Consider the following 14,998-nt stretch of genomic DNA (forward strand, 5'->3'; position numbering starts at 1 on the left):
CGGCATCGCGCGTCACACGTGCAGCAGCAGATGCCGCCGCTCCCACGAACTGATCACGCGGAAGAACGCCTCATATTCGGTTTCCTTCAGCGCGAGATACGCCTTCACGAACTTGTCGCCGAGAATCTCGGCAAGCGGCGTGCAGGCCGCCATCAGCGTGAGCCCCTCCTCGAGGTTGCGCGGCAGTTGATATGGCAGGTCGTAGCCGTCCGACGCGAGCGGCTCGGTCGGCTCGAGCCGCTGCGTGATGCCGAGATAGCCGGCCGCGAGCGTGCCCGCCAGCACGAGGTACGGATTGCAGTCGACGCCCGGAATCCGGTTCTCGATGCGCCGCGCAACAGGGCTCGACTGCGGAATGCGAAAGCCCACCGTGCGGTTGTCGTAGCCCCACTGCACGTTGATCGGCGCGGCCATGAAGCGCGACAGCCGGCGATACGAATTGATGTACGGCGCGAAGATCGGCATCAGTGCGGGCGTGTATTTCTGCAGGCCCGCGAGATAGCTGCGAAACAGCGGCGACACCTCGCCGCTCGCGTCGATGAACAGGTTGCGCCCGGTGTCCGGGTCCGCGAGGCTCTGGTGGATGTGCATCGCGGAGCCGGGCTCGCCCTCCATCGGCTTGGCCATGAAGGTCGCGTACATGTTGTGGCGCAGCGCCGCCTCGCGCACCGTGCGCTTGAACAGGAACACCTGATCCGCCAGCGACAGCGGGTCGCCGTGCAGGAAATTGATCTCCATCTGCGCGGCGCCGACTTCGTGAATCAGCGTCTCGATGTCGAGCCCCTGCATTTCGCAGTATTCGTAGATATCCTCGAACAGCGAATCGAACTCGTTGACCGCCTCGATCGAGTACGACTGGCGGCCAGTCTCCGCGCGCCCCGTACGGCCGACGGGCGGACGCAGCGGCAGGTCGGGGTCCTTGTTCATGTCGACCAGGTAGAACTCCAGCTCCGGCGCGACCACCGGCTTCCAGCCCTTCGCCTTGTACAGGTCGAGCACGCGGCGCAGCACGTAGCGCGGCGAGATCTCGACCGGCGAGCCGTCGAAGTGCACGCAATCGTGGATCACCTGCGCGGTCGGATCGACGGCCCACGGAATCAGGCAGATCGTCTCCGGATCGGGCACGCACACCATGTCGGGATCGGTCACGCCGGTCAGCGTGCCGTCCTCCGGATAGTCGCCGGTCACGGTCTGCACCATCACCGCCTGCGGCAGCCGCATCGATTCGCCAGACTCGAACTTGTTGCGCGGAATGATCTTGCCGCGCGCGATCCCGGCCATGTCGGGAATGATCGCCTCGACTTCGGTGATGTGATGCTGCCTGAGGAAATCGTCTATCGCTTGCATGATGTGCCTCGTTCAATCGACGTCGTGCGCGGCCGGCGGCGCCGTTGCGCCCGAGCGCGCCGCATGCGCCCGTTCGGTCATCCGCGCGCGGCACGCCGCGCCGAATGCCGCAAAGATGTCGCGCGACAGCGGCGCGTCGGCGAACCGCCATTCGGGATGCCACTGCACCGCGAGCGCGAAGGCCCGCGCGCCCGGCACGCTGACCGCTTCAATGAGCCCGTCGGGCGCAGTCGCCTCGACGGCGAGTCCCGCGCCGAGCCGGGCGATCCCCTGGTCGTGCAGCGAATTGACGGTGGCCTCGCGCGCGCCGCGCGCAATTCGCTGCAGCAGGCCGCCCGGCGTGAAACGCACGACGTGCGCGGGCCCGTATTGCCGCTCGAGCGGATCGGACGGCGCTTCGCGGTGGCCCCCGAAGCCCGCGGTCGCATGCAGCCGCTGGTGCAGCGTGCCGCCGTACACGACGTTCATCTCCTGCATGCCGCGGCAGATCGCCAGCACCGGCACGCCGGCGTCGATCGCCGCGCGCATCAGCGGCAGCGCGGTCGCGTCGCGCGCCGGATCGTGCAGCGTGCCGGGCACGCTCGCCGGCCCGCCGTAGCGATGCGGCTCGATGTTCGAATGGCTGCCGGTGAACAGCAGCCCGTCGACCGTGGACAGAATCGCATCGACGCGCTGGCGCGCACCGAGCGCGGGCAACACGAACGCGAGCACGCCCGCGCCGTCGACGAGCGCGGCGAGATACTTCTCGCCGGCCACGTGAGCCGGATGCCCGCCGTGCATCGCGCAGTCGGCGGTCACGGCAACGACAGGATGCGGAATCACGGTCGTGCCTCGGCGGCAAAGGGGCCGCGCGGGGGCGTCGTGCCCGGTGGCGTCGTCACCGCACACATGCGGGCGCGCGGCCACACATGCGACCGGCGGCGCCGCGCGCGCATCGCGTGAACGCGCGACGGCCCGCCGCATGCATCACGCTGCGGGAGATCGTGCGGCCAGGAATCGACGGAACGAATGGAGCTAGGGCAACAACGACGCGCTGCCGTCGCACTGGAGCGCGCTGAACGCGCGTGCGGCCACGAGGTTGAAGCGGCGCAGGCCGCGACGGGACATGACGACGAGACGAGGCTGGCTTGGGCGGACGGACCGCGCATCTCGGCCATCGTGCCGGACGGAACCGGCACGACGCGGCGCGCCCGCCGACGGACTTCGCGTCCGGCGTATCGAAGGGCTTGCGGCTTTCACGATCGTACTCGACTGATGGGTTTGACGAATCGAACGTGTCGCGGTGAAGCAGGATGCGGCTCATGCCGCAAAACGACACGTCGGCAAGCCGCCGCGACCGCGTCCGGCGTGGGATGCCGGGCAGGCGCGCAATCAAACGCCGCCACGCGTCACGTGACGACTTGCTGACATTCAGCTTATATCACCTAAAAATTGCGTCAAATCCTGTGCATCGAAGTCAGTGCTTACCCCGCACCTGCCGGGAACGGAAACCATCGGAACAATGAGCGTCGGCGCCCGCCGACCTGAGCCTTCCTGAGCCGTCCCGCGCCAGGCGCGACGCGAGCCGCTGCCGGCGCCGGTGTTTCCCGCGGGGGTGCGCGGCGCCCGGCAGCGCGCTTGCTGGCGATCAACGATGCGAGAGCGCGGTCGTGACGAGCGTTTCGAGCAGACGCGCGACCTGTACGGCCTTCGCGTCGTCGTACGCATACGGACGCGTCTCGTCCATGTAGGTGATCTGCGCAAGTTCGAGCTGCACCGCCTGCACGCCCGTGTCGGGGACGCCGTAATGGCGCGTGATGTAGCCGCCCTTGAAGCGCCCGTTCGCAACCGCCGTGTAGACCCCGTCCGCGCGCACGCGTTCGGCGAGCGCTTCCGCGAGGCCCGGCGCCGCCGACGCGCCGCTCGACGTGCCGAAGTTGAAATCGGGTAGCCGTCCGTCGAAAAAGCGCGGCACGTGCGAGCGGATCGAATGCGCCTCCCACAGCAGCGCGCGGCCGTGCTCGCGCTTCAGGCGCGCGAGCTCGTGTTGCAACGCGTCGTGATACGGCCGCCAGTAGCGCTCGCGCCGCCGCGCGATCTCGGCGGCGTCGGGCGCGCCACCCGCCGGATAGAGCGCCGCCTTGTCGAACGTGTCGAGCGGCACGAGGCCGGTGGTGTCCTGCCCCGGATACAGGTTCTCGTCGTCGGGCGGCCGGTTCAGGTCGACGACGTAGCGCGCATGCGACGGCACGAGCACCGACGCGCCCAGCGCGACGGCAAACGCGTACAGGCGTTCGAGATGCCAGTCGCAATCGTCGACGAAGCGCGCGTCGGGCGTCATCGTCGCCGCGATGTCGTCGGGAATGAACGTGCCCGCGTGGGGAATCGAAATCAGCAGCGGCAGCGTGCCCTGCCGCAGCGTGAAGACAGCCGGTTGGTCAGTCATGTTGTTCACCGTATCGGTCAGACGGCACGCGCCCGTCGGCGCGCGCCGGGTTGCCGTGCGCGTCAGCGCAGCAGCTGGGCGAGCGCCGCGCGATACCCGGCATACGCGACCGCCTCGTCGCGATGGCGGCGCCCGCTCACGACGCACTCGCCGCCCGTGTAGACGTCGAGCACCGGCGTCTCGCCATGCTCGGCGAACACCGCGCCCGACAGCCACGCCGCGCTGTCGTGCTCGGCGATCGCCGGATGGTCCGGGTCGAGCACGAGCCAGTCGGCGCGGCAGCCGGCGGCGAGTGCACCGACCGGCCGTCCGCACGCGCCGGCGCCGCCCGCGAGTGACGCGTCGAACAGGCGGTCCGCAACGCACGCCTGCGTGCCGCTCGCCAGCACGTTGCGTGCGCGATGCGCGAGCCGCTGCCCGTATTCGAGCAGGCGCAGTTCCGCGCGCCAGTCGACCGTCGCATGGCTGTCCGAGCCGATGCCGATCATGCCGCCCTGCGCGAGATAGTCGACGGCCGGAAACAGGCCGTCGCCAAGATTCGCTTCCGTCGTCGGGCACAGCCCCGCCACCGCGCCGCGCTTCGCGAGCGCCGCCGTCTCGGCAGCGTCGAGATGGGTCGCATGCACGAGGCACCAGCGCGCATCGACGTCGAAGCCGTCGAGCAGCCACTGCACCGGCCGCGCACCGTAGGCGCGCACGCAGTCGTCGACCTCGGCAGTCTGTTCGGCGATGTGGATATGCACGGGCGCGTCGGCGGGCACGCCGTCGAGCAGCGCACGCAAGCCGGACGCCGACACCGCGCGCAACGAATGCGGCGCGACGCCGTAGCGCAGGCCGCCATGCTCGGGCGCGGTGCGACGGAGCGCGTCGAGCAGTTCGAGCAGGCCGTCGGGCGTGTTGATGAAGCGGCGCTGATCGTCGCGCGGCGGCTTGTTGCCGAAGCCCGCGAACTGGTACGACACCGGCAGCATCGTGATGCCGATGCCGGCCTCGCGCGCCGCGCCGACCACGCGCGCCGCGAGCTCGGCGATCTGCGGATAGCGCGAGCCGTCCGGCGCGTGATGCACATAATGGAATTCGCACACCGACGTGTAGCCGCACTTCAGCATCTCGACGTACAGCCAGCGCGCGATCGCCGCGAGCGCATCGGGCGTGATCTTCAGCGCGAAGCGGTACATCAGGTCGCGCCAGCTCCAGAAGCTGTCGGACGGATTCGCACGGTATTCGGTGAGCCCCGCCATCGCGCGCTGGAACGCGTGCGAATGCAGGTTCGGCATGCCGGGCAGCACGGGGCCCGCCGCGCGCGCCACGCCCGGGGGCGGCTCGGTGTCGGGCGTCACTTCGTCGAGCGCGCCGGACGCATTCCAGCGCAACAGCACATTGCGGCGCCAGCCGTCAGGCAGATATGCGTGCGCCGCGAACAGCATCGAATCGGTCATGGTCAGTCCTGTCATCCGTTAACGCGGCGAAACACTGTCTCGCCGCCGCGCACGACCCGCTCGCACAGCGGCCGGCCGATCCAGTACGCCAGCTCCGCGAGCGACGCGACCGGCCAGACGGCGAAATCGGCCCGCCGCCCCGCCGCGAGCGCGCCGTGCCGGTCGCCGCGCCCGAGCGCGGCCGCCGCGTGGCGCGTCACGCCCTGCAGCACTTCCGGCACCGTCATGCGGAACAGCGTGCAGCCGAGATTCATCGTCAGCAGCAGCGACGCCAGCGGCGACGTGCCCGGATTGTGATCGGTCGCGAGCGCGACCGGCACCTGGTGCCGGCGCAACAGGTCGAGCGGCGGCAACTGCGTTTCGCGAATGAAGTAATAGGCGCCGGGCAGCAGCACGGCGACCGTGCCGGCCGCCTTCATCGCTTCCACGCCGGCTTCGTCGAGAAATTCGAGGTGATCCGCGGACAGCGCGCGATGGCGCGCGGCCAGCGCCGTGCCGCCTGCGTTCGACAGCTGCTCCGCGTGCATCTTGACCGGCAGCCCACGGCGCGCCGCCGCGTCGAACACGCGCGCGCTCTGCGCGAGCGAGAAGCCGATCCGCTCGCAGAACACGTCGACCGCGTCGACGAGCCCCTCGTCGGCCAGCGCGGGCAGCATCCGCTCGCACACGTCGTCGATGTAGGCGTCGGCGCGGCCCGCGTATTCGGGCGGCAGCGCATGGGCGCCGAGGAAGGTCGTGTAGACCGTCACCGGAAACCGCTCGCCGAGCTGCCGCGCGACGCGCAGCATCTTGCGCTCGCTCGCGAGATCCAGGCCGTAGCCCGACTTGATCTCGATCGCGCACACGCCTTCGGCCAGCAGCGGCTGCAATCGCGCCGCGGCCTGCGCGAACAGCGTCGCCTCGTCGGCGTCGCGCGTCGCACGCACCGTCGACACGATGCCGCCGCCCTGCCGCGCGATCTCCTCGTAGCTGACGCCGGCGAGGCGCTGCGCGAATTCGTCCGCGCGCGTGCCGCCGTAGACGAGGTGCGTATGGCAATCGACGAGCCCCGGCGTCACCCACGCGCCGTTCAGGTCTTCCCGCGCCCAGTGCGCATAGCCATTCGGCAGCGCGCTGAACGCGCCGAGCCAGACGATGACGCCGGATTCGTCGACCGCGATCGCCGCATCGTCGATCGTCTCGTCGGGATGGCCGTGCGGACACAGCCTCAGGTGATGCCAAACAGTCGGTTTCATGCGCTCAATTCGTATCGGCGGCGTCGAGCGACACGGCGAGCAGCGCGCCGTCGCCGCTCACCGCGACGTCAAACGCACGCTGCGGCCCGTCGAGCCGCAGCGTGTCCATGGATTCCAGCGCGAACGGCTCGCCGTCGAGCGAGACCCGCACGGCGCCCGCCGCGCAAAACAGCAGCACCGTGTCGGCACGCGCGACGCGATGCGTGCCGGCGCGCCACACGGCCAGCGCGCCGCGCGCGGCGCCGCGGCGCGTCATCAGGTTGAAGTCGCGCGTCGGGCCGTCATGCAGCGTCGCGTCGATCGCCGCTTCGCCGGCGAAATCCGCACGCGCGAGCGGCGTGTCGAGCTCGTGGCGCGCGCCGCCTGCATCGGCCAGCGTCATGCCCGCGCCCGACAGCAGCACCAGCGTGCGGTCGATGCCGTCGAAGCGCGAGAACGGGCCGGGCTGCGCGACGTCGGCGACGCTCACCCGCCACGCGAACGCGTCGAGCGCGGCGCCCGGCGGATGCCCCGCGGCGTGCGCCGCCGGCACGCATGCGGCGATCTCGCGCGTCACGCCGCCGCCGTTCTTCCACGGCGACGCGACGAGCTCGGCCGCGCGAATCAGCGTCGCACGCACGCCGCCGGTGAGCTGCGCGGCCATCGCTCAGCGACCGAGCATCGGCAGCTTCAGGCCGGCTTCGCGGGCCGTCTGCTGCGCGAGTTCGTAGCCGGCATCCGCGTGACGCATCACGCCGGTGGCCGGATCGTTGAACAGCACGCGGCCAAGGCGCTCGTGCGCTTCAGCGGTGCCGTCGGCGACGATCACGACGCCCGAGTGCTGCGAGAAGCCCATGCCGACGCCGCCGCCGTGGTGCAGCGACACCCACGACGCGCCGCCCGCGGTGTTCAGCAGCGCGTTGAGCAGCGGCCAGTCGCTGACCGCGTCCGAGCCGTCCTTCATCGCTTCGGTCTCGCGGTTCGGGCTCGCGACCGAGCCGGTGTCGAGGTGATCGCGACCGATCACGATCGGCGCCTTCAGCTCGCCGTTCTTCACCATCTCGTTGAACGCCTGGCCCAGGCGATAGCGATCCTTCACGCCGACCCAGCAGATGCGCGCCGGCAGGCCCTGGAACGCGATGCGCTCGCGCGCCATGTCGAGCCAGTTGTGCAGGTGCGGATCGTCCGGGATCAGTTCCTTGACCTTCTGGTCGGTCTTGTAGATGTCCTCCGGATCGCCGGACAGCGCGACCCAGCGGAACGGCCCCTTGCCTTCGCAGAACAGCGGACGGATGTACGCCGGCACGAAGCCCGGGAAGTCGAACGCGTTCTCGACACCCATCTCGAGCGCCATCTGGCGGATGTTGTTGCCGTAGTCGAGCGTCGCCGCGCCGCGCTCCTGCAGCGCCAGCATCGCGCGCACCTGCACCGCCATCGCCTGCTTCGCGGGCTTCACGATGCTCTGCGGATCGACCTTCTGCGCTTCGCGCCATTGCGCGACGGTCCAGCCCTGCGGCAGGTAGCCGTTGATCGGGTCGTGTGCGCTCGTCTGGTCGGTCACGCAGTCCGGCGTGATGCCGCGCGCGACGATTTCCGCGAACACGTCGGCCGCGTTGCCAAGCAGGCCGACCGACACCGGCTGGCCGGCGCGCTTCGCGTCTTCGATCATCGCGAGCGCTTCGTCGAGCGTCGTCGCCTTCTTGTCGACGTAGCGGGTCTTCAGGCGGAAGTCGATGCGCGACTCGTCGCACTCGACCGCGATCATCGAGAAGCCGGCCATCGTCGCCGCCAGCGGCTGCGCGCCGCCCATGCCGCCGAGACCGCCCGTCAGGATCCAGCGGCCCGACGGATCGCCGTTGAAGTGCTGGTTCGCGACCGAGAAGAAGGTCTCGTAGGTGCCCTGCACGATGCCCTGGCTGCCGATGTAGATCCAGCTGCCGGCCGTCATCTGGCCGTACATCATCAGGCCCTTGCGGTCGAGCTCGTGGAAGTGGTCCCAGGTCGCCCAGTGCGGCACCAGGTTCGAGTTCGCGATCAGCACGCGCGGCGCATCCTTGTGCGTGCGGAACACGCCGACCGGCTTGCCCGACTGCACCAGCAGCGTCTCGTCCTCGTTCAGGTCCTTCAGCGACGCGAGGATCTGGTCGTAGCATTCCCAGTTGCGCGCCGCGCGGCCGATGCCGCCGTACACGACGAGCGCGTGCGGATGCTCCGCGACTTCCGGGTCCAGGTTGTTCTGGATCATCCGGTACGCCGCCTCGGCGAGCCAGGTCTTGCAGGTCTTCTCGCTGCCGCGCGGCGCGTGGATCGTGCGCGTCGGATCGAGACGGGGATCGATGTGTTTCGGATGGTTCATGACGACGGCTCCCGAAGGAAAGTGAAGTTCAATACGGATTCAGAAATGCCCGGTGAAGCGATAACGGCTGCCGGGATGCCACAGATTCGCCACCGAGGCGACGACGCCCTGCGACCAGGTGCGCCGATGTAAAACCAGACACGGCTCGACGTCGTCCATCCACAGCTGCTCGCGCATGCCGGACGCGGGCGCGGCCGCTTCGATCCGGTACTCGACGCGCTGCAGCGGGGCCGCGCGCATCAGGTACTGGTTCGGCGTCGTGTTCGTGAAATCCTGCTCGGCGTAATCCGGCGCGACCGCCGGATTCACCCACCGCTCCTCGAGCTGCACCGGCTCGTCGTTCTCGAAATGCAGCACCTGCGAGTGGAACAGCCGGGCGCGCACAGCCACCTGCATCTCGTCGGCGAGCGCCTCGTCGGCGCGGATCGTCGACAGGCCGAGCACGCGCGCCTGATGCCGGTGGCCGCGTGCCGACACTTCCTCGGAAATGCTGCGGATCGCGACCAGCGTCGACTCGTATTTCGGCCGCGCGACGAAGGTGCCCGCGCCCTGCACGCGCGTGAGCACCTGCTCGGCCGTCAACTCGCGCAGCGCGCGGTTGACGGTCATGCGCGCGACCTTGAACTCGCGCGCCAGCTCGTTCTCGGACGGCACCTGATCGCCCTCCGCCCACTCGCCGGCATGAATGCGCGCCAGGATGAAATCCTTGATCTCCTGGTAGACCGGTGCGCTCATCGGCTTACTGTTCCGACACGAACGAGAACGGGCTGTGCTGCGCGAACGCACGCTCGCCGACCAGTTTCGCGATCACCGCGATGTCCGGCGCGAAGTAGTGGTCGAGCGCGTAGTGCGCGACCTTGTCGCGGACCGTCTGCATCACTTCCGCGAGCTTCGGGCTCGTGTGATGCGGCGCGCGCAGGTCGACGCCCTGGGCCGCGGCGAGCAGCTCGATTGCGAGGATGTGCTTCGTGTTGTCGGCGATGTCGGCGAGCTTGCGCGCGGCGAAGGTCGCCATCGACACGTGGTCTTCCTGGTTCGCCGAGGTCGGCAGCGAATCGACCGATGCCGGGTGCGCGAGCGTCTTGTTCTCCGACGCGAGCGCGGCGGCCGTCACGTGCGCGATCATGAAGCCCGAGTTCACGCCGCCATCCTTGACGAGGAACGGCGGCAGGCCCGACAGCGTCGCGTCGATCAGGAGTGCGATGCGGCGTTCGGCCAGTGCGCCGATTTCCGCTGCGGCGAGCGCGAGGTTGTCGGCCGCGAACGCGACCGGCTCCGCGTGGAAGTTGCCGCCCGACAGCACTTCGCCGGTGTCCGGGAAAATCAGCGGGTTGTCCGACACGGCATTCGCCTCGACGAGCAGCACGCCGGCCGCGTGGCGCATCTGGTCCAGGCACGCGCCCATCACCTGCGGCTGGCAGCGCAGGCTGTACGGGTCCTGCACCTTGCCGCAGTCACGGTGCGACAGGTTGATCGCCGAGCCTTCGAGCAGCGCGCGGTACGCCTCCGCCGCATCCATCTGGCCCTGGTGGCCGCGCAGTTCGTGGATGCGCGCGTCGAACGGCTTCACCGAGCCGGCCGCCGCATCCACCGACAGCGCGCCCGCGACGAGCGCGGTGCGGTACAGATCCTCGATCGCGAACATGTTGTCGAGCGCGAGCGCCGTTGACGCCTGCGTGCCGTTCAGCAGCGCGAGGCCTTCCTTCGCCTGCAGCGTCATCGGCGCGAGGCCCGCGACGCGCAGGCCGTCGACCGCGCTCGCGCGCTCGCCGCGGATGAACACTTCGCCGACGCCGAGCAGCGTGGCCGACATGTGCGCGAGCGGCGCGAGGTCGCCCGATGCGCCGACCGAGCCCTTCACCGGGATCAGCGGCAGCACGTCGGCGTTGAACAGCTTGACGAGCGCGTCCATCACTTCGCGGCGGATGCCCGAGTGGCCGCGGCCGAGGCTCGACAGCTTCAGCGCGATCAGCAGGCGCACCGACGAGCGCGCCATCGGCTCGCCGACACCGACCGCGTGCGACAGCACCAGGTTCTTCTGCAGCAGCTCGAGCTGGTCGTGCGGAATGTGGGTGCTGGCGAGACGGCCGAAGCCGGTGTTGATGCCGTAGGCCGGCTCGCCCTTCGCGGCGATGTCGGCGACGGCCTTCGCGCCTGCGTCGATCTTCGCGAAGCTCGCCGGGTCGAGCGCGATCTGCACGGACTCGCGTGCGATCTGGCGCAGTTGCGGAAGGGTCAAATGGCCGGGGGTAAGCGTAATCATGTGGGCATCCTGTCTATACAAGTTCGGAATGGATGAAGTGTAGTCACCCCGGCTTGTATAGACAACTTGTTTTCACTGATTTCGGCTCGGGAGTTTCCCTGATGCCCGGAATCGGCCGGCGGGCGACATGCGACGCCGTCCGGCGTCGTGCATGGCGTCGTGCATGGCGTCGTACGTGGTTTAGTGCGTGGTTGCGTGTTTGAGCAACCGGCGGGCGGATCGCGGTGCCGCCCTTGACGCAGGCGTGCCCGGCCGTGCCGGTGCGGTCAGGGCTCCTCGTGCGCGCCGCGCTCGCGGATTTCCGTCAGCCGCGCGCCCACGCGACACACGCGGCGTAGCCGGACACCGCGTCGAGCCAAGCCGCATCGAATGCGGCCACACCTGCCGACGCCGCGGCCGGATCGACGACCCGCACCGCCGGCGTGCCGGGATCGCACGCCGGCACGACGGCGAATGCGGCAAGTCCACCGGCGATGCCGGTGCCGAGCGCCTTGAGCAGCGCTTCCTTGGCCGTCCAGACCTGCATGAATGCGCGCGCGCCCTGATCGCCGGGCAGCCCGCCGAGATACGCGGCCTCGTCAGCCGCGCAGACTTCGCGGCTCAACGCGCACCAGTCGAGCGCGCGGGCGCACTGCTCGATGTCGACGCCGACCCGGCATGTGGCCGACCATGCGATCAGCGCATGATCGCCCGCGTGCGACACGTTGAAATCGAGCGTCGAGCGATGCGCGGGAGCGAGCGCCGGGCGCCCCGCCTCGTCCATACAAAGGCGCAGCGCCTGCGGCGCGATGCCGAGCTGCGCGCCGAGCGCATCGCGCAATGCGGCGCGCGTCGTTGCGCTGCGCCGCGCATCCTGAACCCGCAGGAAGCGGCTCGCCCGCGCGCGCTCGGCGTCGCTCAGCGCCGAGAATGCGGGGGCGTCGAGCGGCACGTTCGCGTCGAAGTCGATACGCACGACGTGCACGCCCGCCTCGCGAGCCGCATCGGGCACGACGAGCGCGTGCGCGCGGTACGCGCGGTCCGCGTCGTTGAACGAATCGGCAAGGGACAGGAATGGCATCGGTGAATGCGCGCGCGATGTGACGAACGCCCGATGGTAATCGATCGCCGGCGTCGCGCATGGCGTGACGCCGTGTCTGCCGTGTCTGCCGTGTCTGCCGTGTCTGCCGTGTCTGCCGTGTCTGCCGTGTCTGCCGTGTCAGCCGTGTCAGCCGAATCAGCCGAATCAGCCGGCGGCCGCGAGACCGCCTGCGCCCGGCTGCCGGGCCGCAGCATGACGCGCGTGGACGATGCCCGGTGCGTCGGCCGGCAGCGCGCCGTGCTGCAGCCAGTGCAGCGCGACGGTCCAGAGCGTGTCGGCAAAGCGGCTGTGGAAGAACGCGAAATGCCCGATCGCATCCGCGCCGATGTGGCGCGGCGCAATGCGCAGATGCGTGACGTCGGCGCCGGTGTAGTAGCCGATCAGCCGCTCCATCGCCGCGACGGTGCCGAACGCGTCGTCGTCGAGGCCGATTGCGAGCATCGGCGCGCGCAGCGCCGCGAAGCGTGCCGGCAACGCGGCGCGGCTCGCCGCGCTCTCGCCGATCGGCGCCCGCGCGTAGCTGTCCTCGAAGCGCGGCTGCGAACGCGCCCACGACAGCGCGACGCCGCGCGGCGTATCTTCCATCCAGCCGAACCGCTTCGCGGGCACATAGCCGCACATCGCGGCGAGCGCCGGCATCGCGACGTGCCACTTCCACCACATCCGCCGGCGTTCGGCCGGCAGGTAGTCGCGCCAGTACGCGTACTGCGCGCCCACCGTCAGCACACGCCGCACGTGCACGTTCGACGGCGCGAGCCCGAGCGCGAAGCCGCCGATGCTGTGCGCGACCACGTCGACCGGCTGGCCGGCGAACGCGTCACGCGCGTACTGCAATGCCGCCTCGCAATCGAGCCGCCCCCAGTCGAGCCAGTTCGCGCGCAGCGCCCCGAGCCGCGCGGGGCGCGAGCCGCCGATGCCGCGATAGTCGTAGACGAGCACATCGCGCCCCTGCGCGAACAGCCACGCGGCGAACCGGAAATAGTAGTCGCAGCGCACCGCGGTCGCGCTGTTGACAACCGTGAGCGGCCGTCCGGCCGCGCCGCCGCGGTGCCGCCAGACGTAACCGCGCAATGCGTAGCCATCGGCCGCGTGCAGCGTCACCGGTTCCGGCGGCAGTGTGTCCGCCGCGCGGCCGTCGCGCGCCGCGCCTGCAGGGTTGTTCGAAAGCGTCATCGTGTCTCCCGCCACGAGCCGGCTGCCCGGCTCCTTCTTCGTCGTTGTCGAAAGGCTGCATGCGAGAAGGTACTCGATTTGCACGCCGAAGACATCGGCCCCGGCATCCGCCGCCGGCCGCGCGCTCAGCGCCCCTTCGGCAGCCCCGCCAACGCGTCGAGCGCGCGACGCCGCGCGGCGCCGTGATCGACGATCGGCTCGGGATAGTCGACGCCAAGCCGCACGCCGGCGGCGGCCAGCTGCGGCGGCGACGCGGTCCAGGGCGCGTGGATCGCCGTGTCGTCGAGCGCGGCCAGCTCCGGCACCCAGCGCCGGACGTACGCGCCGTGCGGATCGCACGTCCGCCCTTGCAGCACCGGATTGAAGATGCGGAAATACGGCGCGGCGTCCGCGCCGCATCCGGCGACCCACTGCCAGCTCGCCGCGTTGTTCGCGGGGTCGGCGTCGACGAGCGTATCCCAGAACCACGCCTCGCCGGCGCGCCAGTCGATCAGCAAGTGCTTGACGAGGAACGATGCGACGACCATCCGCACACGGTTGTGCATCCAGCCGGTCGCCCACAATTCGCGCATCCCGGCGTCGACGAGCGGGTAGCCGGTGCGGCCGCGCTGCCACGCGCGCAGCGCGGCGGGATCCCGGCGCCACGGCATCGCGTCGAACTGTGCGCGGAAGTTGCGCGTCGCCAGCGCGGGAAAGTGATACAGCATCGCGTAGCTGAATTCGCGCCAGCCCAGCTCGCTCAGGAACTTGTCCGCGTCGCCGGCGACCGCCGCGCCGTCCGCCCGCGCCTCGGCCTGGGCGGCATGCCAGACCTGCCGCGGCGACAGGTTGCCGAAGCGCAGGTAGGGCGACAGACGGCTCGTCGCCGGCCGGTCCGGCCGATCGCGCGCGTCCGCGTAGCCGGCCAGCCCAGCCCCGACGAAACGGGTCAGCTGCCGCAGCGCGCCGCTTTCGCCGGGCTCGGGCCACGCGTCGCGCAGCCCGCCGGCCCAATCGGGCGCGCGCGGCTCGAGCGCCAGTGCATCGAGCGCGACCGCGCGCTCGCGCACATCGTTCGGCCACGGGAAAAACGCAATCCGCCCGGGCTCGGGCAGCGGCGCGGCGACCATGCCGCGCCGGCGCGCCGCGCGCCAGTACGCGGTAAAGACCTTGAATGGCGTGCCCGCTTCGGTCAGCACCTCCCACGGCTCGTTCAGCAGGCCGCCGTTACAGCTTTCGACGACGCGCCCCTGCGCCTTCAGCGTCACCTTGAGCGCCCGGTCGGCATCGCGGTGCGGCAGCGCGTAGCGGCGATTCCAGTAGACCGCCGCCGCGCCCGTCTCGACGGCGAGACGCTCGATCTCGCGCTGCGCGGCGCCGCGCAGCAGCAGCAAGCGGCCGCCGTGCCGCGCGAGCGACGCGTCCAGTTCACGCAACGACGCATGCAGCCACCAGCGAGCCGCGCCGCCCAGCGGACGCCCTGCGTCGTCGCCGGCATCGTCGACGTACGCGCAGATCAGCGGCCGTCCCGACTCCACCGCGCGCATCAGTGCGGGCTGGTCGGTCAGGCGAAGATCGTCGCGAAACCAGACGATCGCGGGAGAAACGGACGGCAGGTCTGCCACACACACCTCGACTGCGAGACGGGAAACGGGAAACGGGAAACGGGAAACGACGCGTATTGTGACGAGCGGGCCCGGAGCTGTCGATGGCGTGCCACG

The 14,998-nt window shown here is 70.2% G+C and carries 12 protein-coding genes; all 12 read right to left on the reverse strand.

From position 1 onward, the window contains the following. Window positions 1-12 precede the first annotated feature (12 nt). Window positions 13-1,347 carry a glutamine synthetase family protein gene (locus tag LIG30_RS15840; protein WP_038713548.1) on the reverse strand — a complete coding sequence of 445 codons (1,335 nt, stop codon included), beginning with the start codon at window positions 1,345-1,347 and terminating at the stop codon, window positions 13-15. 12 nt (window positions 1,348-1,359) lie between these two features. Continuing rightward, on the reverse strand, window positions 1,360-2,127 hold the full coding sequence (locus LIG30_RS15845; RefSeq protein WP_051995049.1) for a gamma-glutamyl-gamma-aminobutyrate hydrolase family protein: 768 nt from the start codon (window positions 2,125-2,127) through the stop codon (window positions 1,360-1,362). 847 nt (window positions 2,128-2,974) lie between these two features. Then, window positions 2,975-3,772 carry an N-formylglutamate deformylase gene (gene hutG / locus LIG30_RS15855; protein WP_038713550.1) on the reverse strand — a complete coding sequence of 266 codons (798 nt, stop codon included), beginning with the start codon at window positions 3,770-3,772 and terminating at the stop codon, window positions 2,975-2,977. Window positions 3,773-3,834: 62 nt separating this feature from the next. Next, the gene (locus LIG30_RS15860) at window positions 3,835-5,211 is read right to left on the reverse strand and encodes a formimidoylglutamate deiminase (protein ID WP_038713551.1); all 1,377 of its coding nucleotides are present in this window, start codon (window positions 5,209-5,211) and stop codon (window positions 3,835-3,837) included. An 11-nt stretch (window positions 5,212-5,222) separates the two neighbouring features. Continuing rightward, window positions 5,223-6,446 carry an imidazolonepropionase gene (gene hutI / locus LIG30_RS15865; protein ID WP_038713552.1) on the reverse strand — a complete coding sequence of 408 codons (1,224 nt, stop codon included), beginning with the start codon at window positions 6,444-6,446 and terminating at the stop codon, window positions 5,223-5,225. 4 nt (window positions 6,447-6,450) lie between these two features. Further along, window positions 6,451-7,089 carry a HutD/Ves family protein gene (locus LIG30_RS15870; RefSeq protein WP_038713553.1) on the reverse strand — a complete coding sequence of 213 codons (639 nt, stop codon included), beginning with the start codon at window positions 7,087-7,089 and terminating at the stop codon, window positions 6,451-6,453. Window positions 7,090-7,092: 3 nt separating this feature from the next. After that, window positions 7,093-8,781 (reverse strand): urocanate hydratase, encoded by a 1,689-nt coding sequence (hutU, locus tag LIG30_RS15875; RefSeq protein WP_038713554.1) that lies wholly within the window; start codon window positions 8,779-8,781, stop codon window positions 7,093-7,095. Window positions 8,782-8,820: 39 nt separating this feature from the next. Next, window positions 8,821-9,516, reverse strand: coding sequence for a histidine utilization repressor (gene hutC / locus LIG30_RS15880; RefSeq protein ID WP_038713555.1), 696 nt, complete (start codon window positions 9,514-9,516; stop codon window positions 8,821-8,823). 4 nt (window positions 9,517-9,520) lie between these two features. Beyond that, on the reverse strand, window positions 9,521-11,044 hold the full coding sequence (gene hutH, locus LIG30_RS15885; RefSeq protein ID WP_038713556.1) for a histidine ammonia-lyase: 1,524 nt from the start codon (window positions 11,042-11,044) through the stop codon (window positions 9,521-9,523). Between the two features lie 304 nt (window positions 11,045-11,348). Next, window positions 11,349-12,104, reverse strand: a complete 756-nt coding sequence (locus tag LIG30_RS15890) for a 4'-phosphopantetheinyl transferase family protein (RefSeq protein WP_038713557.1) — start codon at window positions 12,102-12,104, stop codon at window positions 11,349-11,351. Window positions 12,105-12,269: 165 nt separating this feature from the next. Continuing rightward, the gene (locus LIG30_RS15895; protein ID WP_038713575.1) at window positions 12,270-13,298 is read right to left on the reverse strand and encodes an alpha/beta hydrolase family protein; all 1,029 of its coding nucleotides are present in this window, start codon (window positions 13,296-13,298) and stop codon (window positions 12,270-12,272) included. A 125-nt stretch (window positions 13,299-13,423) separates the two neighbouring features. Further along, a complete protein-coding gene (locus LIG30_RS15900) occupies window positions 13,424-14,902 on the reverse strand; it encodes a cryptochrome/photolyase family protein (RefSeq protein ID WP_038713558.1) in 1,479 nt (492 codons plus the stop codon). Between the last annotated feature and the right edge of the window lie 96 nt (window positions 14,903-14,998).

This window comes from Burkholderia sp. lig30 (assembly GCF_000687455.2).
Lineage (GTDB): Bacteria > Pseudomonadota > Gammaproteobacteria > Burkholderiales > Burkholderiaceae > Burkholderia.